This window comes from Modestobacter sp. Leaf380 (assembly GCF_001424485.1).
Lineage (GTDB): Bacteria > Actinomycetota > Actinomycetes > Mycobacteriales > Geodermatophilaceae > Klenkia.
This window is the reverse complement of sequence record NZ_LMQC01000012.1, coordinates 472871-493822: the sequence shown is the minus strand read 5'-3', so window position 1 is coordinate 493822 and position 20952 is coordinate 472871. Positions and strand designations below refer to the sequence as shown.

20 protein-coding genes are annotated in these 20952 nt (G+C 73.9%); 15 read left to right on the top strand and 5 right to left on the bottom strand.

Annotated features, from left to right (window positions below; all coding sequences use genetic code 11):
* Positions 1 to 26: 26 nt before the first annotated feature.
* From ASG41_RS10420 to ASG41_RS10405, 4 genes are all read left to right on the top strand, one after another.
* Positions 27 to 779 (top strand): ABC transporter permease, encoded by a 753-nt coding sequence (locus ASG41_RS10420; protein WP_304438020.1) that lies wholly within the window; start codon positions 27 to 29, stop codon positions 777 to 779.
* Positions 776 to 1549, top strand: coding sequence for an ABC transporter permease (locus tag ASG41_RS10415; RefSeq protein ID WP_082556769.1), 774 nt, complete (start codon positions 776 to 778; stop codon positions 1547 to 1549). Before ASG41_RS10420 ends, ASG41_RS10415 begins: the two co-directional genes overlap by 4 nt.
* Positions 1550 to 1669: 120 nt before the next feature.
* Positions 1670 to 2662 carry a glycine betaine ABC transporter substrate-binding protein gene (locus tag ASG41_RS10410; RefSeq protein ID WP_056293568.1) on the top strand — a complete coding sequence of 331 codons (993 nt, stop codon included), beginning with the start codon at positions 1670 to 1672 and terminating at the stop codon, positions 2660 to 2662.
* Between the two features lie 205 nt (positions 2663 to 2867).
* Positions 2868 to 3854 carry a glycine betaine ABC transporter substrate-binding protein gene (locus ASG41_RS10405; protein WP_235564705.1) on the top strand — a complete coding sequence of 329 codons (987 nt, stop codon included), beginning with the start codon at positions 2868 to 2870 and terminating at the stop codon, positions 3852 to 3854.
* A gap of 114 nt (positions 3855 to 3968) precedes the next feature.
* Here ASG41_RS10405 and ASG41_RS10400 read toward each other — a convergent pair whose 3' ends face one another.
* Positions 3969 to 4577 carry a DUF1684 domain-containing protein gene (locus tag ASG41_RS10400; RefSeq protein WP_056293562.1) on the bottom strand — a complete coding sequence of 203 codons (609 nt, stop codon included), beginning with the start codon at positions 4575 to 4577 and terminating at the stop codon, positions 3969 to 3971.
* 83 nt (positions 4578 to 4660) lie between these two features.
* Between ASG41_RS10400 and ASG41_RS10395 the strand changes: the two genes are divergently transcribed.
* Entirely contained in the window at positions 4661 to 5923 is a 1263-nt protein-coding gene (locus ASG41_RS10395; RefSeq protein WP_056293559.1) for a DUF6779 domain-containing protein, read from the top strand.
* A 6-nt stretch (positions 5924 to 5929) separates the two neighbouring features.
* Here ASG41_RS10395 and ASG41_RS10390 read toward each other — a convergent pair whose 3' ends face one another.
* On the bottom strand, positions 5930 to 6691 hold the full coding sequence (locus tag ASG41_RS10390; protein ID WP_056293556.1) for an SDR family oxidoreductase: 762 nt from the start codon (positions 6689 to 6691) through the stop codon (positions 5930 to 5932).
* A gap of 293 nt (positions 6692 to 6984) precedes the next feature.
* On the opposite strand from ASG41_RS10390, the gene ASG41_RS10385 reads away from it, so the two are divergent.
* From ASG41_RS10385 to ASG41_RS10345, 9 genes are all read left to right on the top strand, one after another.
* A complete protein-coding gene (locus tag ASG41_RS10385) occupies positions 6985 to 7926 on the top strand; it encodes a Rossmann-like and DUF2520 domain-containing protein (RefSeq protein WP_082556857.1) in 942 nt (313 codons plus the stop codon).
* Positions 7923 to 8780, top strand: a complete 858-nt coding sequence (gene panC / locus ASG41_RS10380; protein WP_056293549.1) for a pantoate--beta-alanine ligase — start codon at positions 7923 to 7925, stop codon at positions 8778 to 8780. The genes ASG41_RS10385 and panC overlap by 4 nt, the downstream gene beginning before the upstream one ends.
* 8 nt (positions 8781 to 8788) lie before the next feature.
* Entirely contained in the window at positions 8789 to 9214 is a 426-nt protein-coding gene (gene panD, locus ASG41_RS10375) for an aspartate 1-decarboxylase (protein WP_304438019.1), read from the top strand.
* The gene (locus tag ASG41_RS10370) at positions 9211 to 10905 is read left to right on the top strand and encodes an L-aspartate oxidase (RefSeq protein ID WP_235564703.1); all 1695 of its coding nucleotides are present in this window, start codon (positions 9211 to 9213) and stop codon (positions 10903 to 10905) included. The genes panD and ASG41_RS10370 overlap by 4 nt, the downstream gene beginning before the upstream one ends.
* Positions 10902 to 11825, top strand: coding sequence for a carboxylating nicotinate-nucleotide diphosphorylase (nadC, locus tag ASG41_RS10365; RefSeq protein WP_056293544.1), 924 nt, complete (start codon positions 10902 to 10904; stop codon positions 11823 to 11825). The genes ASG41_RS10370 and nadC overlap by 4 nt, the downstream gene beginning before the upstream one ends.
* Positions 11825 to 12616 (top strand): type III pantothenate kinase, encoded by a 792-nt coding sequence (locus ASG41_RS10360; protein ID WP_056293540.1) that lies wholly within the window; start codon positions 11825 to 11827, stop codon positions 12614 to 12616. Before nadC ends, ASG41_RS10360 begins: the two co-directional genes overlap by 1 nt.
* A 33-nt stretch (positions 12617 to 12649) precedes the next feature.
* Positions 12650 to 14155, top strand: coding sequence for a lysine--tRNA ligase (lysS, locus tag ASG41_RS10355; protein ID WP_056293537.1), 1506 nt, complete (start codon positions 12650 to 12652; stop codon positions 14153 to 14155).
* Between the two features lie 150 nt (positions 14156 to 14305).
* Positions 14306 to 14665: an Lsr2 family protein gene (locus ASG41_RS10350; RefSeq protein WP_056294825.1), complete on the top strand. Its 360-nt coding sequence runs from the start codon at positions 14306 to 14308 to the stop codon at positions 14663 to 14665.
* Between the two features lie 351 nt (positions 14666 to 15016).
* Complete coding sequence (locus tag ASG41_RS10345; RefSeq protein WP_056293535.1) at positions 15017 to 17557, top strand: ATP-dependent Clp protease ATP-binding subunit; 2541 nt, start codon at positions 15017 to 15019, stop codon at positions 17555 to 17557.
* Positions 17558 to 17639: 82 nt separating this feature from the next.
* Here ASG41_RS10345 and ASG41_RS10340 read toward each other — a convergent pair whose 3' ends face one another.
* Both ASG41_RS10340 and ASG41_RS10335 read right to left on the bottom strand, forming a co-directional pair.
* Positions 17640 to 18536 (bottom strand): A/G-specific adenine glycosylase, encoded by an 897-nt coding sequence (locus ASG41_RS10340; protein ID WP_056293532.1) that lies wholly within the window; start codon positions 18534 to 18536, stop codon positions 17640 to 17642.
* A gap of 73 nt (positions 18537 to 18609) precedes the next feature.
* Positions 18610 to 18915: a putative quinol monooxygenase gene (locus ASG41_RS10335; protein ID WP_157519254.1), complete on the bottom strand. Its 306-nt coding sequence runs from the start codon at positions 18913 to 18915 to the stop codon at positions 18610 to 18612.
* 129 nt (positions 18916 to 19044) lie between these two features.
* Between ASG41_RS10335 and ASG41_RS10330 the strand changes: the two genes are divergently transcribed.
* A complete protein-coding gene (locus ASG41_RS10330; protein ID WP_056293526.1) occupies positions 19045 to 19752 on the top strand; it encodes a hypothetical protein in 708 nt (235 codons plus the stop codon).
* A 22-nt stretch (positions 19753 to 19774) separates the two neighbouring features.
* On the opposite strand, the gene disA is transcribed toward ASG41_RS10330, so the two are convergent.
* Positions 19775 to 20860, bottom strand: a complete 1086-nt coding sequence (gene disA / locus ASG41_RS10325; RefSeq protein ID WP_056293523.1) for a DNA integrity scanning diadenylate cyclase DisA — start codon at positions 20858 to 20860, stop codon at positions 19775 to 19777.
* Between the last annotated feature and the right edge of the window lie 92 nt (positions 20861 to 20952).

Here is a 20952-nt window from a genome sequence, read left to right as displayed (position 1 = left end):
GCGGTGACCTTCCTGGTGCGCGCTCGGTGAGCGCTGCGAGCGAGATGGCGGTGCTCGCGGTGGACGCGGCGCCGAACCCGTGGTTCAGCTCCTCGTGGGTGGTCGACAACTGGGGCACCATCATGCCGTTGTTGGTCCAGCACGTCAGGTTGACCGTCGTGTCCGTGCTGATCGGAGCGCTGATCGCGTTCCCGCTGGCCCTGCTCGCGCGGCGCAGCCGGTTCCTCACCGGGCCCGTGCTGGGCGTCTCGACGCTGGTCTACACGATCCCGTCGCTGGCCATGTTCGCGTTCCTGTCGCCCTTCACCGGGCTGTCGGAGACCACCGTCGCCGTCGGCCTGGTGCTGTACTCCCTGGTGATCCTGGTCCGGAACTTCCTGGCCGGCCTGCAGGCCGTGCCCGCCGACGCCGTCGAGGCCGCCCGCGGCATGGGCTACGGCCCCGGGCGGCTGCTGGCCAAGGTGGAGATACCGCTGGCGCTGCCCTCGATCATGGCCGGGCTGCGGATCGCCACGGTCTCCACCGTCGCCCTGGTGACGGTCGGCGTCGTCGTCGGTCAGGGCGGGCTGGGGCAGATCATCATCGTCAACGGGTTCAGCGCCAACTACTACCGGCCGCCGATCGTCTTCGGCACGCTGGCCTGCGTCGTCCTGGCGTTGGTCGCCGACCAGCTGCTGGCCCTGCTCGAGCGGGTGCTCACCCCCTGGACCCGCACCCCGACCGCGGGGCGCACGAGGTCCGCCACCCGCACCGCCGAGTCCGTGGAGGTCGCCGCGTGAGCGCCATCGGGGACGCCTTCGTCTACCTCAACGACCCGGTCAACTGGACCCGTCCGCGCGGCATCCTGGACCTGGCCGGTCAGCACCTGCAGATCGCCGGTCTCGCGTTGGCCATCGGCCTGGTCATCGCCGTGCCGCTCGCGGTCGTGCTGGGGCACACGGGCAAGGGCGGGGCCATCACCGTCGGCCTGGCCAACGTCTCGCGCGCCGTGCCCACCCTGGCGATCCTCACGATCTTCGCCGTCACCCCGATCGGGTTCACCATCTGGGCGCCGGTGATCGCGCTGGCCGTCTTCGCGATCCCGCCGATCCTGGCCAACACCTACGTGGGCTTCCGCGAGGTCGACCGGGACGTCGTGGAGTCCGCGCGGGCGATGGGGATGAGCGAGCGGCAGGTGGTCTTCCGGGCCGAGCTGCCCCTGGCCGTGCCGCTGATGATGACCGGCATCCGGACGGCGGCCGTGCAGGTCGTCGCCACCGCGACGCTGGCCGCACTGCTCGGCGGCGGCACGCTGGGCTCGGTCATCCGCACCGGCTTCGCCCGCCAGGACAACGGCGTCGTCATGGCCGGTGCGCTGCTGGTGGCCCTGCTGGCCCTGCTCACCGAGGTCCTGCTGGCCGTGGTCAGCTGGGTCGTCACCCCCGGGGAGAAGCGGCTGCCCTTCACCGGCGGTCGCCCCCGCCGCCCGGTCGACGAGCCGGTCGACCTGCCCGCCGCCGAGGACCGCGACCTGGTCGGCGCCGGAGCCGGAGCCTCGCCCCCGAGGTAACAAGACGGCAACGCCCGATTGCCCCGGTCGGTCGTGCCGGGTTGAGTCGTGTGCTGCGGGAGTCCTCCCGCCAGACACGCGTCGCCCCAGACCGGGGCGCGGGACACAGAAGGCGGACCCATGCGCACCAGCGCCCGCATCCTCACCACCACGTTCGCCGTCGCCACGGTGCTGGCCACCGCCGCCTGCGGGGAGTCCGGTTCCTCGGGCACCAGCTCCGGCGGGGGCGCCGAGGCCTCCGGCGACGCCTGCGCGCCCATCCCGGGCGACCAGCTCGTCGTCCTCGAGGACGACGAGGGCCTGCAGGCCGTCGACAACATCATCCCGGCGATCAACACCGCCTACGCCACCGCCAACCCCGGCGTGCTCGACGTGCTGAGCTCCATCTCCACGGTGCTCACCACCGAGGACCTCGTCGCGATGAACTCCGGCGTCGACATCGAGCGCCAGTCCGCCGAGGACGTCGCCGCCGCCTACGTCGCCGACAACGACCTGGGCTCCGACGCCACCCCCGGCACCGGCACCGTCCGGGTCGGGGCCGCGGGCTTCACCGAGAGCCAGATCCTGGCCAACGTCTACGCCGACACCCTCAACGCCGCCGGCTACACCGCCACGGTGCAGACCGTCGGCCAGCGCGAGGCCTACCTGCCCGCCCTCGAGGGCGGCGAGTTCGACGTCTTCCCCGAGTACGTGGGAACGCTGACCGAGTACCTCGACGGCAACCCCGACGAGGCCGTGGCCAGCGCCGACCTGGACGCCACCGTCGAGGTGCTGCGCCCGCTCGGTGACGCCGTGGGCCTGACCTTCGGGGAGCCCGCCGAGGCCGCCGACGAGAACGCCTTCGCGATCACCACCACCCTGCAGGACGAGCTGGGCGGCATCACCACCCTCTCCGAGCTGGCCGAGGCCTGCTCGGACGGCTCGCTGGTCCTGGGCGGCACCCCCGAGTGCCCGACCCGGCCCTTCTGCCAGCCCGGCCTCGAGGAGACCTACGGCTTCACCTTCTCCCAGGTGAACGACTACGACCTCGGCGCCCCGACCAACCAGGCCCTCATCCAGGGCGAGATCTCCCTCGCGCTGGCCCTGTCGACCGACCCGGTCTTCGCCCAGTAGGCCGTTCCGGCACGGCACAAGAGGCGGGCACCCCCGGGGGGTGCCCGCCTCTCGGCGTTCACAACGGTTCGGTCACGGTGTCCCGGGGGATTTGCGCTGGTCACGACGGTCGCGGTTCGCTCAGGGGCCGCGGGACACCTCCCGCCGGACACGCGTCGTCCCCCAGACCCGGGGGGCGCGGGACACAGAAGGCGGACACATGCGCATGCGCGCCCGCGTACTCACTCCGTTCGCCATCGCCGCGGTGCTGGCCACCGCCGCCTGCGGCGAGTCGGGTTCCTCCGGCAACGGCAGCGGCGGCTCCGACGGTGGCCAGGCCTCCGGCAGCACCTGCGCGCCCATCGCCGACGACCAGCTCGTGGTGATGGAGGACGACAAGGAGCTCCAGGCCGTCGACAACATCATCCCGGCGCTGGAGACCAGCTACGCCGAGGCGAACCCCACCGCCCTGGACGCGCTGAACACCGTCTCCGACGTGCTCACCACCGAGGACCTCGTCGGCCTCAACGCCGCCGTCGACGTCGAGCGCAAGAGCGTCACCGACGCCGCCGCCGAGTACGTCGAGGCCAACGACCTCGGCTCCGGCGTCACCGGCAGCGGCGCCGTCACCGTCGGGGCCGCCAGCTTCACCGAGAGCCAGATCCTGGCCAACGTGTACGCGGGCGCCCTCAACAACGCCGGCTTCACCGCCACCGTCCAGACCGTCGGCCAGCGCGAGGCCTACCTGCCCGCCCTGCAGGCCGGCCAGTTCCAGGTCTTCCCCGAGTACGTCGGCACCGTCGCCGAGTACCTCGACGGCAACCCCGACGAGGCCGTCGTCTCCGGCGACCTGGAGCCCAGCGTCGAGGCCCTGCGCGGCCTGGGCACCCCGGCCGGCCTGACCTTCGGCGAGCCCGCCGAGGCCGAGGACAGCAACGCCTTCGCCATCACCGTCGCCCTGCAGGAGGAGCTCGGGGGCATCACCACGATGTCCGAGCTCGCCGAGGCCTGCTCCGACGGGTCGCTGGTCCTGGGTGCCACCCCCGAGTGCCCGACCCGGCCGTTCTGCCAGATCGGGCTCGAGGACGTCTACGGCTTCCAGTTCGCCTCGCTGGGCGACTACGACCTGGGTGCCGCCACCAACCAGGCGCTCATCCAGGGCGAGATCTCGATGGCCCAGGTCCTCTCGACGGACCCGATCCTGGCCCAGTAGCAGAAGGACCTCGTCGCCCCCCACGACGCGCTCCGCGCGCCGCGGGACCCTGCGACGAGGCCGTTCCAGCACGTCACCGAGGCGGGTGCCCCCAGGGCGCCCGCCTCGCGGCGTTCAGTACCAGCCGCCGGGCGGGAGCTGCTCGCCCGCGGTGACGACGGCGTCGAGCCGGTTGCCCTCCTGGGGCAGCGGGCAGGACCAGCGCGGGTCGTAGGTGCAGGAGGGGTGGTAGGCCAGGTTCAGGTCGACGACCAGGGAGCCGGCGTCCCCGCCGAGGTCGGCGCCCTTGACCGTGTCCAGCAGGTAGCGGCCACCGCCGTAGGTCGTCGTCCCGGCGCTGCCGTCGCGCAGCGGGAGGAACAGCCCGCCGCCGTACCCGCCCAGCCACCACACGTCCAGCCGACCCAGCTCGCCCAGGGTCACCCGGCCGACCCGGTCCAGGGCGACGACGCCGTCGTCGGCGGTGGGCAGCTGCAGGCGTTGCGGCTCGACGTCGGTGTCCAGCCGGGCGAGGAAGCGCAGCTGCGGGTCGTAGGGCGCCACCGGCAGCCCGGTGAACGCGGCCCGGGCGGTCTCCCCGAGCGGGGAGTCCGGGTGGTCGGTGAACAGGCGGTCGCGGCCGGCCCGCCAGGTGGCCCAGCCGGCCTGCGGGTCCTCGGCGGACCGCGCGGCGGCGTAGAGGGCGTGCACCTGTCGTCGCCAGTCGAGCAGGGTGAGCGTCACGCCGTCCACTGTGACACCCGGTCACCCCGACACTGCGGTCACGATCACGACCGGTGCCGCCCCCGCCACCGTAGGGTGGAGGGGTGGCAGACCGGCCGGACGACGTGGGGTCGCACGCGTCCCGTCCCGTCGGCCGGGTCGACGACGCCGCCCGGACCAGCACCTCCTCGGCGTCCGCGCTGCGGATCACCGGGATCGCGCTGGGCTTCGCGCTGGCCATCGGCGCCACGCTGGCGGTCTTCCTCACCGACAACGCGCTCTACCTGCGGCTGGCCGTCATCGCCGTCGCGTGGGCCTTCGTCATCGCCGCCTTCTCCGCCGGCCGCCGCAAGACCGACCAGGCCGTCGCGGCCGGCCGGGAGGCCGAGCTGCGGCAGGCCTACGAGCTCGAGCTCGAGCGCGAGGTCGCCGCCCGCCGGGAGTACGAGCTGCGGCTGGAGAACCAGCTGCGGCGGGAGACCCAGGAGGCCATGCGGGCCGAGATGGACCAGCTGCGCAACGACCTGGCCGGCCTGGCCGCCCTCCGCGACCAGCTGGCGGGGCTCGGTGAGCTGAAGTCCGACATGAGCCGGCTGCGCCACGAGCTCACCGAGCAGCTGTCCGGGGAGATGCTGGTCGAGCGGATCGTCATGCGCACCCAGTCGATCCGGATGCCCAGCGAGCGCCCTCGGCTCGAGCGCGGTGAGGACCGGCTGCTGGAGGCCGCGCCGGTGTGGGTGGACCCGACCCCCGAGCCCCTCCCCGTGCGCACCACCACCCCGCCGGTCCCGGCGCCGGCTCCGCTCCCGGCCGACGCCACCCGCTCCTTCCCGCGGATCGAGCCCGAGCCGGTCGAGCCGGTCATGGCCGAGCAGTCGGCACGGCCGGAGCCGCCGTCCCCGCGGGAGTGGCTGGGGCAGCGCGACCTCCCCGCCGAGCCGGTCCGACCGGTGGCGGCGCAGCCCGCCGTCCCCGCACCGGTCGTCCCCACACCCGCCGTCCCCGCACCCGCCGCCGTCCCCGCCCCGGCCGAGCCGGAGCGCTGGGAGGAGACCACCAGCTGGGACGCCGTCCGCGAGCCGGCACCGGAGCCGACGCCGGCCCCGGCCGCCTCGCTGTGGGAGGCGCCGCCGGCCGCGGACCGGCCCCGGCACCACCGGCGGGCACCCGAGGAGGAGGTCGTCGTGGTCCCGGCCGAACCCGAGCACGAGCCGGACGTCTACGAGACCGCAGGCCACCAGCGGCTCACCGAGATCCTCGCCGAGTCCGGCTCGACCGCCGGCGGGTCCCGCCGGCGCCGTCGCTACCGCGAGGACGACGACAGCACCGACGACGACGTCCTCGCCCGGGTGCTCGACGGCCGCTGAGCTGCCTCAGATGGGGCCCTGGGAGAGCGCGCCGCCGTCCAGCACCAGGGTCTGGCCGGTGACCCAGCCGGCGGCGTCGGAGAGCAGGTAGGCCCCGGCCTCGCCGATGTCCTCGGGGACGCCGAGCCGGCCGATCGGGTACTGCCGGGACACCTCGTCCTCGCGGCCGTCGAACAGGGCCTCGGCGAACCGGGTCTTCACCACGGCCGGGGCGACGGCGTTCACCCGGATCCGCTGCGGGCCCAGCTCCACGGCCAGTTGGGTGGTCAGGTTGACCAGCGCGGCCTTGCTGACCCCGTAGGCGGCGATGCCCTGGCTGGACTTCAGCCCGGCCACCGAGGCCACGATGAGCACCGAGCCGCCGTGCTCGCCCAGCCACGCCCGGTGGGCCTCCTGCACCAGCCCCAGGGTGCCGACGACGTTGGTGTCCAGGATCTTCCGGAAGGCGTCCAGCGGGGCGTCCATGAGCGGGCCGTAGACCGGGTTGATGCCGACGTTGCCGACCAGGTGGTCCAGGCTGCCGAACGTCGAGACGGCGGTCGCGACGGCCTCGGCGCGGTGCTCGGGGTCCCCGGCGTTCCCGGCGACGGCGACCGCCACCTCCGGCCCGCCCAGGGACTCGACGGCCTCGGCGAGGGCGTCGGCCTTGCGGGCGGTCAGCACGACGCGTGCACCCCGCTCGACCAGGGACCGGGCGATCGCCAGTCCGATGCCGCGGCTGCCGCCCGTGACCAGGGCCGTGCGTCCGGTGAAGTCAGTGGCGCTCACAGTGCTCCTCGGGTGGGGGCCGGCAGCGTCGCCGACCTGCGTCTGGACCCTAGCCAGCTCCCCGGGTGAGTCAGCACACAGCCCGCAGGCGTTGCCGAGGCCGTCCACGCGTAACACACTCGCCGACGACACGACACCTGCGTGACACACCCTGGTCGCAGCAGGTGCCCGGTCGCCGCACCACAGCACCGTCCAGCACCACACCCAGCACCACCCCGCGGACCCTCGACGACGAGGGACCGCACGCCGATGAGTCCGGTACCCGCGAGGGACTGGAACGAGAGGTGCACGCCATGGCTGCTCGCCGTCCCCGCCGCGCTGCGTCCGCAGCCGGCCTCCCGCCCGTCTCGCAGGCCCCCGCCCGACTCCGCGTGGGCGTCGTCGGTGCCGGTCGGGTCGGCGCCGTGCTGGGCGCTGCGCTCGCCGCCGCCGGCCACGACGTGGTCGCCGCCGCGGGCCTGTCCGCCGCCTCCGCCGAACGGGCCGCCCGCCTCCTGCCCGGCGTCCCCCTGCTGCCCACCGACGAGGTGGTGGCCGCCAGCGACCTGGTCGTCCTGGCCGTGCCCGACGACACCCTGCCCGGCCTGGTGGCCGGCCTCGCCGAGACCGGTGTCTGGCGCCGCGGCCAGCTGGCCTTCCACACCTCCGGCGCGCACGGCCTGGCCGTGCTGGCCCCCGCCGAGCAGGCCGCGGTGCTGAGCCTGGCGCTGCACCCGGCCATGACGTTCTCCGGCGGCGCGGAGGACCTGGACCGGCTCGTGGGCACCCCGTTCGGCGTCACCAGCCGCCCCGAGCACCGGGCGGTCGCCGAGACCCTGGTGCTGGAGGCCGGCGGCGAGCCGTTCTGGGTCGCCGAGGCCGACCGCACGCTCTACCACGCGGCCCTGGTCACCGGGGCCAACCACCTGGTCACCCTGGTCGCCGAGGCCGCCGACCTGCTGCGCACCGCCGGCGTCGAGGACCCCGCCCGGGTGCTGGGCCCGCTGCTGAGCGCCGCGCTGGACAACGGACTGCGCCGCGGGGACGCCGGGCTCACCGGCCCGGTCAGCCGCGGTGACGTCGGCACCGTCGCGGGGCACCTGGCCGCGCTGGCCGACCGGGCGCCCGACGCCGTCGGTGCCTACGTCGCGATGGCCCGCCGCACCACCGAGCGGGCCCGGGCTGCCGGGCGGCTCAAGGCGCACGAGGCCGCCCCGCTCACCGAGCTGCTGGACGCCACCGAGGTGTCCCGGTGACCGGCCGCGGGACCGGTGTCGCCGTCGCCGAGACCGTGGCCGACCTGCGCAAGCTGGTCGCCGACCTGCCCGGTCCGGTCGTCCTGGTGCCGACCATGGGCGCGCTGCACGAGGGTCACCGCACGCTGGTCCGGCACGCCCGCACGCTGGGCGGCAGCGTCGTGGTCTCGGTCTTCGTCAACCCCACCCAGTTCGGGCCCGGCGAGGACTTCGACCGCTACCCCCGCACCTGGGACGCCGACCTCGCCGCCCTGGCCGAGGAGGGCGCCGACGTCGTGTTCCACCCCGGCGTCGGGGACGTGTACCCCGACGGCGCGCTGGGGGTGACCGTGCACCCGGGCCCGCTGGGCGACGTCCTGGAGGGCGCCGTCCGTCCCGGCCACTTCGCCGGCGTGCTCACCGTCGTGGCCACGCTCTTCGGCCTGGTGCGCCCGGACGTCGCGGTGTTCGGCGAGAAGGACTACCAGCAGCTGACGCTCATCCGCGCGATGGCCCGCGAGCTGGCGCTCGGCGTCCAGGTCGTGGGCGCGCCCACCGTCCGTGAGGACGACGGGATGGCGCTGTCCTCCCGCAACCGGTTCCTCACCCCGGACCAGCGCGCCACCGCCGCAGCGCTCTCGGCCGCGCTGCGGGCCGGGGCCGCCGCCGGTCGGGAGGGCCCGGACGCCGTGCTGGCCGCCGCGCACGCCGTCCTGGCGGAGGAGCCCTCCCTGGTGCTGGACTACCTCGAGCTCACCGACCCCGACCTCGGCCCGGCGCCCACGGTCGGCCCGGCCCGACTGCTGGTCGCCGCGCGCGCCGGCAGCACCCGACTGATCGACAACACCCCTCTCGCCCTGGAGGCCGCACGGTGATGCGCACGATGCTCAAGTCCAAGATCCACCGCGCCACGGTGACCCAGGCCGACCTGCACTACGTCGGCTCGGTCACCGTCGACGAGGACCTGATGGACGCCGCCGACCTGCTGGCCGGCGAGCAGGTGGCGATCGTCGACGTCACCAACGGGGCCCGGCTGGAGACCTACGTGATCCCCGGTCAGCGCGGTTCCGGCGTGCTGGGCATCAACGGCGCCGCCGCGCACCTGGTGCACCCCGGTGACCTGGTCATCCTGATCAGCTACGGGCTGATGGACTCCGCGGACGCCAAGGCGTACCTGCCCACCGTCGTGCACGTCGACGCCGACAACCGGGTCGTCGACCTGGGCAGCGACCCCGCCACCCCGCCCCCCGGCGTCGCCGGCAACGACCTCGTCCGCGGGGACGACGTCACCCAGACCCTCCAGCGGTGACGCTGTCCGCGGCAGCTCCCGTCGCCTCCGGTCCGGCCATCCCGACGGGCCTGCCGCTGCGGCTGGCCGCTCCGCAGCCGGGCTGGGAGCTGACCGCGGACGTCTGCGTCGTCGGGTCCGGCGTCGCCGGGCTGTGCGTCGCGCTGCACGCCCGGGCCGCCGGGCTGTCGGTCGCCGTCGTCACCAAGGTCGAGGTGGACGACGGCTCCACCCGCTGGGCGCAGGGTGGGATCGCCGCCGTGCTCGCCGACACCGACTCCCCGGCCGCGCACGCCGCGGACACCGAGACCGCCGGCGTCGGGCTGTGCGAGCCGGCGGCCGTGCAGGCCCTGGTGACCGAGGGCCCGGACCGGCTGCGCCAGCTGATCAGCTGGGGCGCCGCCTTCGACCGGGGCGCCGACGGCCACCTGCTCCTCACCCGCGAGGGCGGGCACCACGCCGACCGGATCGTGCACGCCGGCGGGGACGCGACCGGGGCCGAGGTGCAGCGCGCGCTGCACGCGGCGGTCACCGCCGACCCGGGCATCACCCTCGTCGAGCACGCCATGGTGCTGGACCTGGTCACCGACGGCGCCGGCCGCGCCGCCGGGGTCACCCTGCACGTGCTGGGCGAGGGCACCGCGGACGGCGTGGGCGCCGTCCGGTCCCGCGCGGTGGTGCTGGCCACCGGTGGGATGGGCCAGGTCTACGCCGCGACGACGAACCCCAGCGTCTCCACCGGGGACGGCGTGGCCCTGGGCCTGCGGGCCGGTGCGGTGGCCACCGACCTGGAGTTCGTCCAGTTCCACCCCACCGCGCTCTACCTGGGCCCGGACTCCCGCGGCCAGCAGCCGCTGGTCAGCGAGGCCCTGCGCGGGGAGGGTGCGCTGCTGCGCGACGCCGCGGGGGAGCGGTTCATGGTCGGCGTGCACCCGCTGGCCGAGCTGGCCCCGCGCGACGTGGTCGCCAAGGCGATCACCCGGGTGCAGCTGCGCGACGGCACCGACCACGTGTTCCTCGACGCCCGGCACGTCGCGGGCCTGGCCGAGCGGTTCCCCACGATCGTCGCGCGCTGCCGTGAGGCCGGCATCGACCCGGTCACCGAGCTCGTCCCGGTCACCCCGGCCGCGCACTACGCCTCCGGCGGCCTGGCCACCGACCTCACCGGCCGCACGACGGTCCCGGGCCTCTACGCGTGCGGTGAGGTCGCCTGCACCGGCGTGCACGGGGCGAACCGGCTGGCCTCGAACTCACTGCTGGAGGGCCTGGTGTTCGCCGGCCGCATCGGTGCCGCACTGGCCGCCGAGCTGCCCGTGCCCGAGGCGGTGCCCGAGCAGGTCGCGCACCGGGACGGACTGCTGGACCCGGCCGCCCGCACCCCGCTCACCGCCACCATGTCCGCCCGGGTCGGCGCGCTGCGCAGCGGCGCCGGGCTGACCGCCGCCGCCGGCGAGCTCGCCGCGCTGGCCGGCCTGCTCGGCGAGGCCGAACCCGGCGTCCCCGGGTGGGAGGCCACCGACCTGCTCACCGTCGCCACCGCGCTCACCGCCGCCGCCGGCGCCCGCGAGGAGACCCGCGGCTGCCACTGGCGTGAGGACCACCCCGACGCCGAAGACGCCTGGGCGGTGCACCTGGACGTGCGGCTGACCCGCGACGGCGCCCTGCAGCTGACCCCCCGCCCCGTCGGCACGCCCCCCGAGGTGACCTGGTGACCGTCCCCGCGACCCGACCCGACCCGCGCGACCTCACCGGCACCGGCCTGGACGAGGCCTGGGTCACCGAACTCGTCGAGCGCACGCTGGCCGAGGACCTCACCGGCGGCACGCCCCTGCCGCACGCCCCCGACCAGGCCGTCGCCCACGACGTCACCAGTGCCGCGACCGTGCCGGCCACCCAGCGCGGGACCGCCGACCTGGTCGCCCGCGCCGACGGCGTCGTCGCCGGGCTGCCGGTCGCCGCACGGGTGTTCGGCCGGTTGTCGCCGTCCGCGACGATCGTCGCCGGGGCCGCCGACGGCGACCGGGTGCGCCGCGGCGACGTGCTGCTCACCGTCTCAGGGCACGTGCGCGCCCTGCTGGCCGCCGAGCGGTCCGCGTTGAACATCGCCAGCCGGGCCTCGGGCATCGCCACCGCCACCCGCGCCTGGGTGGACGCCGTGGCCGGCACCGGGGCCGTCGTGCTCGACACCCGCAAGACCACCCCGGGACTGCGCGCGCTGGAGAAGTACGCGGTCCGCTGCGGCGGGGGCTCGAACAAGCGGATGGGCCTCTACGACGTCGCCATGGTCAAGGACAACCACGTCGCCGCCGCGGGCTCCGTGGCCGCCGCCGTGGCCGCCGTCCGGGAGCGGGCACCGCGGGTGACCGTCCAGGTCGAGGCCGACACCGTCGCCCAGGCCGTCGAGGCCGTCGAGGCCGGCGCGGACTTCCTGCTGCTGGACAACATGTCCCCCGACGTCCTGCGCGAGGCCGTCGCCGCCGTCGCCGGGCGCGCCGAGACCGAGGCCACCGGCGGGCTCACCCTCGCCGTGGCCCGCGAGGTCGCCGAGACCGGCGTGGACTACCTGTCCGTCGGCGCGCTCACCCACAGCTCGCCGATCCTGGACCTCGCCCTGGACCTGCGGACGCACTGATGCTGCTCACCGTCGACGTCGGCAACAGCCACACCGTCCTGGCCGTCTTCGACGGCGACACGGTGGCCGGCTGCTGGCGGGTCCGCACCCAGCCGCGGGCCACCGCCGACGAGGTCCAGCTGCTGTGGCGCGGGCTGCTGCGCGACACCGACGTCACCGGCGTCGCCGCCTGCTCCACGGTGCCCCAGCTGCTGCCCACCCTGCGCCAGCTCACCGACCGGCTCGACGTCCCCGTCACCCTCATCGGGCCCGGGGTGCGCACCGGCGTCCCACTGCACGTGGACAACCCCCGCGAGGTCGGCGCCGACCGGGTGGTCACCGCGCTGGCCGCGCACGAGTTCTACGGCCGTCGACCCGACGGCACCGGCCGACCGGTCGTCGTCGTGGACTTCGGCACCTCCACCACCGTGGACGCCGTCGGCCCGACGGGTGCCTTCCTCGGCGGCGCCATCGCCCCCGGCGTCGAGGTCTCCCTGGACGCGCTGGCCTCGCGGGCCGCCCAGCTGCGCTCGGTCGAGCTGACCGTGCCCGCCCAGGCCATCGGCAAGAACACCGTCGCAGCGCTGCAGTCCGGCGTGGTGCTCGGGTTCGCCGGCCTGGTCGACGGGCTCGTCACCCGGATCGCCGGGGAACTGGTCGCCTCCTACGGCGCCGCGCCGCTCGTCGTCGCCACCGGGGGGCTGCACCCGTTGGTGGTCGACAGCTGTCGCTCCATCGGCGAGCGCGAGCCCGACCTCACCGTGCACGGGCTCCGGCTGGCGCACGAGCGCCACCAGCGGGGCGTGCGCTGAGCCACCGCCGTCCCGGTCCGTAGGCTCACCCGGGTGACCGTGGAACCACCTGAAGCGCCCGACGACGAGCTCCCCGAGCAGCTGCGCGTCCGCCGCGCGAAGCTGGACCGGTTGCGCGAGTCCGGCATCGACCCCTACCCGGTCAGCGTGGCCCGCACGACCTCGCTGGCCGCGGTCCGCGAGGCCAACCCGGACCTGGACGCCGACGTCATGACCGGCACGCAGGTCGGCGTCACCGGGCGGGTCATCTTCAGCCGCAACACCGGCAAGCTGTGCTTCGCCACGCTGCGCGAGGGCGGCACCGAGCTGCAGGTCATGCTCTCCCGCGACCGGGTGGGCGAGGAGTCCCTGGCCGCCTGGAAGTCCGACGTCGACCTCGGGGACCACGTGCTGGTCACCGGCGAGGTGGGCACCTCCCGCCGCGGCGAGCTCTCGGTCTTCGCCGACAGCTGGCAGCTGGCCTCCAAGGCGCTGCGCCCGCTCCCGGTCGCGCACAAGCCGATGAGCGAGGAGCTGCGGGTCCGCCGTCGCTACGTCGACCTCATCGTCCGCGAGGAGGCCCAGCGGGTGGTGCACCAGCGCGCCGCGGTGAACGCCGCCGTGCGCGCCGGGCTGACCGCCCGCGGCTACCTCGAGGTCGAGACGCCGATGCTGCAGGTCGTGCACGGCGGGGCTGCCGCGCGCCCGTTCCGCACGCACATGAACGCCTTCGACCTGGACCTGTACCTGCGGATCGCGCCCGAGCTCTTCCTCAAGCGCTGCATCGTCGGCGGCCTGGACCGGGTCTTCGAGATCAACCGGAACTTCCGCAACGAGGGTGCCGACAGCTCGCACTCCCCGGAGTTCGCGATGCTGGAGTTCTACGAGGCGCACGCGGACTACCAGGACATGGCGACGACGACGCGCGAGCTCGTGCAGGACGCCTGTGCGGCGTTGTTCGGCGACCACACCGCGCGGCACCACGACGGCACCGAGGTGGACCTGTCCGGCGTCTGGCCGCAGGTGTCGCTGTACGGCGTCACCTCCGAGGCGGTGGGGGAGGAGATCACCCCGCAGACGCCGGTGGAGACCCTCCGGGCGATCGCCGAGCGGCACGAGGTCGGCGTCGACCCGGCCTGGGGTGCGGGCAAGCTGGTCGAGGAGCTCTTCGAGGCCCTCGTCCAGGACAGCCTGCAGGCCCCGACGTTCGTCGTGGACTACCCCACCGAGACCTCGCCGCTGACGCGGGCGCACCGCTCGGTGGAGGGCGTCGCGGAGAAGTGGGACCTCTACATCGGCGGCATCGAGCGCGGCACCGGGTACTCCGAGCTCGTGGACCCCGTGGTGCAGCGCGAGCGCTTCACCGCCCAGGCGCTGCTGGCCGCCGCCGGCGACCCCGAGGCCATGGTGCTCGACGAGGACTTCCTCGAGGCCCTGGAGTACGGGATGCCCCCCACCGGTGGTGTGGGAATGGGGATGGACCGTTTGATGATGACGCTCACGGGTCTCGGAATCCGGGAGACGATCCTGTTCCCACTCGTGCGCCCCATCACTTCTTAGCCCATTCTGCCCCCATGGGGTCGGCCTTTCTCGGGAATGGGCCGGCGGATTGGCTCGGAACGCGTACGCCGTGGTGCAATGAATTCGTCGCCGAGAATGGCGACGAGATCCACGGCCGCACGGGGGCCAGCGACAGGAATGGGAAACGAGATGGCTCGCAAGGTCCAGGTGATCCTCAGTGACGACCTCGACGACGACACCCCCGCCGATGAGACGGTGACGTTCTCACTCGACGGGACGACGTACGAGATCGACCTCTCCGAGAAGAACGCCGGCGAGATGCGGGACGTCTTCGCGAAGTACGTCGACGCCGCCCGCAAGGTGAGCAGCCGCGGCACCCGCGCCTCCGGTGCCGGCCGTTCCAAGGCCACCGGTGGCGGCGGCGGGGGTCGGATGGACCGCGAGCAGGCCGGCGCCATCCGCGACTGGGCCCGCAAGAACGGCCACGAGGTCAGTGACCGCGGGCGCATCCCCGGCACCGTCGTGGACGCCTACGAAGCAGCGCACTGAAGGAGGACCCCCCCCGCCCCCGGCCCGCGCCCCGCGCGGACCGGGACCGGGCGAGGGGGTCCTCCCGGCACGTGGCGTGCCCGGTCCCCGGTGGGGGCCGGGCCGTCGTGCTGAGCGGGGTCTGTTCGCTCTGGGCGTGACGGCGGCGGAACACCGCCCCGGCACCGGCAGTTGTGCAGGGCAGGAACGGGGAGGACGGGCTGTGCACGAGCGCGGCCACCCCCGCATCCGGGACTACAGTGGAACGACCGGTGCCCGTTCATCGGAGACAGTCGCCGACGACGTCGGTCAGCACGACCCCGCGAGGGGAGCAGCACCGCACGTCCGAGCCGGTCAGAGGGGAAGCAGCAGATGTTCGAACGGTTCACCGACCGAGCCCGTCGGGTGGTCGTCCTGGCACAGGAAGAAGCCAGGATGCTCAACCACAACTACATCGGCACCGAGCACATCCTCCTGGGCCTGATCCACGAGGGTGAGGGCGTCGCCGCCAAGGCGCTGGAGTCCCTGGGCATCTCGCTCGAGGGCGTCCGGCAGCAGGTCGAGGAGATCATCGGGCAGGGCCAGCAGGCCCCCTCCGGGCACATCCCCTTCACCCCGCGCGCCAAGAAGGTCCTCGAGCTGTCGCTGCGCGAGGCGCTGCAGCTGGGCCACAACTACATCGGCACCGAGCACATCCTGCTGGGCCTCATCCGTGAGGGCGAGGGCGTCGCCGCCCAGGTCCTGGTGAAGCTGGGCGCCGACCTCAACCGGGTCCGCCAGCAGGTGATCCAGCTGCTCTCGGGGTACCAGGGCAAGGAGCCGGCCGCTGCCGGCGGCCCCGCCGAGGGCACCCCGTCGACCTCGCTGGTCCTCGACCAGTTCGGCCGCAACCTGACCCAGGCCGCCCGCGACGGCAAGCTGGACCCGGTCATCGGCCGGGCCAAGGAGATCGAGCGGGTCATGCAGGTCCTCTCGCGTCGCACCAAGAACAACCCGGTGCTGATCGGCGAGCCCGGCGTCGGCAAGACCGCCGCCGTCGAGGGCCTCGCGCAGGCCATCGTCAAGGGCGAGGTGCCCGAGACGCTGAAGGACAAGCAGCTCTACACCCTCGACCTGGGTGCGCTCGTCGCCGGTTCCCGCTACCGCGGTGACTTCGAGGAGCGGCTCAAGAAGGTCCTCAAGGAGATCCGCACCCGCGGGGACATCATCCTGTTCATCGACGAGATCCACACCCTCGTCGGGGCCGGTGCCGCCGAGGGCGCGATCGACGCGGCCAGCATCCTCAAGCCGATGCTCGCCCGCGGTGAGCTGCAGACCATCGGTGCCACCACGCTGGACGAGTACCGCAAGCACCTGGAGAAGGACGCCGCCCTCGAGCGCCGCTTCCAGCCCATCCAGGTGAGCGAGCCGACGCTGGCGCACACCATCGAGATCCTCAAGGGCCTGCGGGACCGCTACGAGGCCCACCACCGGATCAGCATCACCGACAGCGCGCTCGTCGCGGCTGCCACGCTGGCCGACCGGTACATCTCCGACCGCTTCCTGCCCGACAAGGCGATCGACCTGATCGACGAGGCCGGCGCGCGCATGCGCATCAAGCGGATGACCGCCCCGCCGGACCTGCGCGAGTTCGACGACCGGATCTCGGCCATCCGCCGGGAGAAGGAGTCCGCGATCGACGCGCAGGACTTCGAGAAGGCAGCCAACCTCCGCGACAAGGAGAAGCAGCTGCTGGGCGAGAAGGCCGAGCGCGAGAAGCAGTGGAAGGCCGGCGACATGGACGTCGTCGCCGAGGTCGACGACGAGCAGATCGCCGAGGTCCTGGCGAACTGGACGGGCATCCCGGTCTTCAAGCTGACCGAGGAGGAGACCACTCGTCTGCTCAAGATGGAGGACGAGCTCCACAAGCGGATCATCGGCCAGGAAGAGGCCATCAAGAGCGTCAGCCAGGCCATCCGGCGCACGCGTGCGGGCCTCAAGGACCCGCGCCGTCCCGGCGGTTCCTTCATCTTCGCCGGCCCCTCGGGTGTCGGTAAGACGGAGCTGGCCAAGACGCTGGCGAACTTCCTCTTCGGCGACGACGACGCGCTCATCCAGATCGACATGAGCGAGTACCACGACCGTTTCACGGTCTCTCGTCTCGTCGGTGCCCCTCCCGGCTACGTCGGTTACGACGAGGGTGGCCAGCTGACCGAGAAGGTGCGGCGCAAGCCGTTCTCGGTGGTCCTCTTCGACGAGATCGAGAAGGCGCACGCCGATGTCTTCAACACGCTGCTGCAGGTGCTGGAGGACGGTCGTCTCACCGACGGTCAGGGCCGGATCGTGGACTTCAAGAACACGATCCTGATCCTCACCACGAACCTGGGTACCCGCGACATCTCCAAGGCCGTGGGTCTGGGCTTCCAGGTGGGCAACGACGACCAGAGCAACTACGAGCGGATGAAGCTCAAGGTCAACGAAGAGCTGAAGACGCACTTCCGGCCCGAGTTCCTCAACCGCATCGACGACATCGTCGTGTTCCACCAGCTCACCGAGAGCGAGATCGTGCACATCGTCGATCTCATGCTCACCCGGGTCGAGGGCCAGCTGTCCAACAAGGACATGGCACTGGAGGTCACCCCGGCGGCCAAGAAGCTGCTCGGTGCCCGCGGCTTCGACCCCGTGCTCGGTGCGCGCCCGCTGCGTCGCACCATCCAGCGCGAGATCGAGGACGCCCTCAGCGAGAAGATCCTCTACGGCGAGCTGGCCCCCGGCCAGATCATCGTGGTGGACGTGGAGGAGAACGCCGACCCCACCAAGTCGACGTTCACCTTCCGCGGCGAGGCCAAGCCGATCGACCTCCCCGACACCCCGCCGGTCTCCCTCGCGGGCGCCGACGGCGACGACGAGGGGCCGGTGGCCGCGGCCGAGTGACCGCAGCCTGATCGACCCGCACCACCGGCGAGGGCCGTCACCCGCACCAGCGGGTGGCGGCCTTCGCCGCGTGCGGCCGCCCTCAGGAGGGCAGGGCGAACCGGTCGTCCTCGGTCTGCACGACCAGGCCGTCGACCAGCAGGGAGTCCAGGCACCGGGAGCGCTGCACGGCGTCGGTCCACACGGCGTCGAGCTCGGCCGCCTCCACCGGGTGGTCGGCCCCGCGCAGCACGTCCAGCAGCCGTCCACGCACCTGACGGTCCGTGCCGGCGAAGCCCTGCACCCGGCGCGGGGGTCCCTCGTGGGCCGGGGAGCCGGCCAGCCGCCAGGCGCAGACGGTGCGCACCGGGCACGCCGCACAGCGCGGCGTGCGGGCCACGCACACCAGCGCCCCCAGCTCCATCACCGCCACCGAGAACCGGACCGCGCGGTCGTGGTCCGCCGGGGCCAGTGCGGCGATGTCGGTCAGGTCCGACGAGCGCGCCGGCAAGGCCTCGGCGCGGCCGTGCACCAGCCGGGCGACCACGCGCCGGACGTTGGTGTCCACCACCGGCTGGCGCTGCCCGTAGCCGAAGCAGGTCACCGCACGTGCGGTGTAGGTGCCGATGCCGGGCAGCGACTCCAGCACCGCCACGTCGTCGGGCACCACGTTGTGGTGGTCGGTGGCGATCGCCGCGGCCGCGGCCTGCAGCCGCAGGGCACGACGGGGGTAACCCAGCTTCCCCCAGGCCCGGATCACGTCCCCGGGGGACGCCGCCGCCAGGTCGGCGGGTGTCGGCCAGCGCGCCAGCCAGGCCCGCCAGGCCGGCTCGACCCGGGCGACCGGGGTCTGCTGCAGCATCACCTCGCTGACCAGCACAGCCCACGCGTCCACGCCCGGCTGCCGCCACGGCAGGTCCCGGGCCGCGGTGGCGTACCAGTCGACCACCAGGTCCCCGGCCGGGGCGTCGACGGGGTCGGTCGTGGGGGAGGGGCTCACGGGCAGCCAGTCTCCCAGCCTCCGGTGTCCGGTGGTGTCGGCCCCAGGGGGTCGCAGGGGGTCGCAGGGAGTCTCAGCCGCCGTAGGGCGCGGTCGCTGCGACCTCGTGCACCGTGATGGTCGGCTCGCCGGTCAGCAGCGCCGGGAGGGCGCCGAGCAGCTCGGCGAGCTCGGGGGTGCCCATGTGCCGGTCCAGGTCCTCCCGGGAGTCCCAGGTCTCCACCGAGACGAAGGAGTTGGGGTCCTCCAGGTCGGTGTGGAAGGCGTAACCGGTGTTGCCCTGCTCGTGGCGGGAGGCACGGGCTGCGGCCACCAGGTGGCCGACCAGGGTGTCGCGCGTGTCGGGGCGGGACTGGGCCCGGGCGATGACGAGGATCATGGCCGCACGGTCGCACGTGACCGGCGACACCACCAGTGCGTGGATCCCGACCGCCGCACCGTCGTGCAGACAGCAGGGTCCCGGCGAGCCGCTCGGGCCCGGCCCGGTCCGCGGGTTAACGTCACCGACGTGCTGCACCCGGTCGGCGAGCTCCCCGCCGTCGTCTACTGGCGACGACGTGCGTTGCTCATCGGGCTCCTGCTCGCCGTCGTCGTGGGCGGTGGCTGGGTCGGGGTGTCCGCGGTCGCCGGCGGTGGTGGGACGACCCCGGTCGCGGCCGGGCCGAGCAGCTCGGACGAGCCCGTCGCGGCCCCCTCCCTGGAGCAGGTCGTGCCCTCGCTGGCCGCGGTCGAGACCCCCACCATGCCGTCGGAGACCCCTGAGCCCACGCCCGAGCCCGCACCCGCCCCCGCACCCACCCCTGGCGCCCCGGTGTTCACCGAGGGCCAGGCCTGCAGCGATGCCATGGTCGCGGTGACGGTGGTGCCGGAGCCCGCGCAGGCGCCCGTGGGCAGCAAGCCGACCTTCACCCTCGTGGTCACCAACACCTCACCGGTGTCGTGCACCCGCACCCTGGACGCCGGCCTGCGCGAGGTCGTCCTCGTCGACGGCGCCGGCACCCGGCTGTGGGGCAGCAACGACTGCTTCCCGGAGACCAGCAGCGACACCCGCACCCTGGCGGCGGGTCAGGCGGTGTCCTTCCCGGTCCTGTGGGGCGGGCTGACCAGCAACCCCGGTTGCACGGCCGCGCGAGTCAACCCCGCCGCCGGGAGCTACCAGGTGCAGGGTCGGGTCGACACCGCGGTCGGCGCCCCCACGCCCTTCACCCTGGTCTGACCGGCCCGCGGGACGGGCCCGGTCAGCTGTAGCGGTCGAGGATCGAGGTCTCGGCGAGGCGGGAGAGCCCCTCGCGGATGCCGCGGGCGCGGGCCTCGCCGACGCCCTCGACGGAGAGCAGGTCCTCGATGGTGGCGGCCAGCAGCTTCTGCAGGCCGCCGAAGTGGGTGACCAGCCGGTCGATGATGCCGGCGGGCAGCCGCGGCACCCGGGCCAGCAACCGGTAGCCCCGCGGGCTGACCGGGGAGTCCAGCGCGTCCGGGGACGTCGGCAGGCCGTAGCAGCGGGCCACCGCCGACAGGTCAAGCAGCTCGGTGGCAGTCAGGGCGCGCAGGTCGATGAGGACCTCCTCGCCCTCAGGGGTGCGCCGACCGTCGGTGGGCAGGTAGTCGCGGACCAGCAGGCCGCGGTCCTCCTCGACACCGGCGAGCATCTCGTCCAGCTGCAGGGCCAGCAGCCGACCGTCGGTGCCGAGCTCGATGACGAAGCCCTCGATCTCGTCGGCGATGCGGCGGACCATCTCCAGGCGCTGGCTGACGCTCATCGCGTCGCGCACCGTCACCAGGTCCTCGATCTCCAGCGCGGACAGCGTGCTGGCGACCTCGTCCAGGCGGAGCTTGTAGCGCTCCAGGGCGGCGAGGGCCTGGTTCGCCCGGGCCAGGATCGTCGTCGGGTGCTCCAGCGTGTACCGCCGGCCCGCCACGTAGACGGAGATGATGTGCATCGACTGGCTGACCGACAGGACCGGGAACCCGGTCTGCAGGGCGACCCGCTCGGCGGTGCGGTGCCGGGTGCCCGACTCCTCGGTGGGGATGGTCGGGTCGGGCATCAGGTGCACGCCGGCCCGGACGATCCGGGTGCCGTCGTAGGAGACGATCACCGCGCCGTCCATCTTGGCCAGCTCGCGCAGCCGGGTGGCCGACAGGGCCACGTCCAGGGCGAAACCACCGGTGCACAGCGACTCGACCACCCGGTCCGAGCCGAGCACGACCAGGGCCCCGGTGCGACCGGCCAGGATCCGCTCGAGGCCGTCCCGCAGCGCGGTGCCCGGGGCGATCCGGCCCAGGAGCTCGCGCAGCGCGAGATCCGGGTCCACAGCGGGGTGCACGGTCGCTCCTTGCTCTCGGTGGTGCGTCGGCTGAGTCTAGGTGACGCCTGCGGGACGGGCGCCGCGTCGGTCCCGGTGGGGGCGGGGCTGGG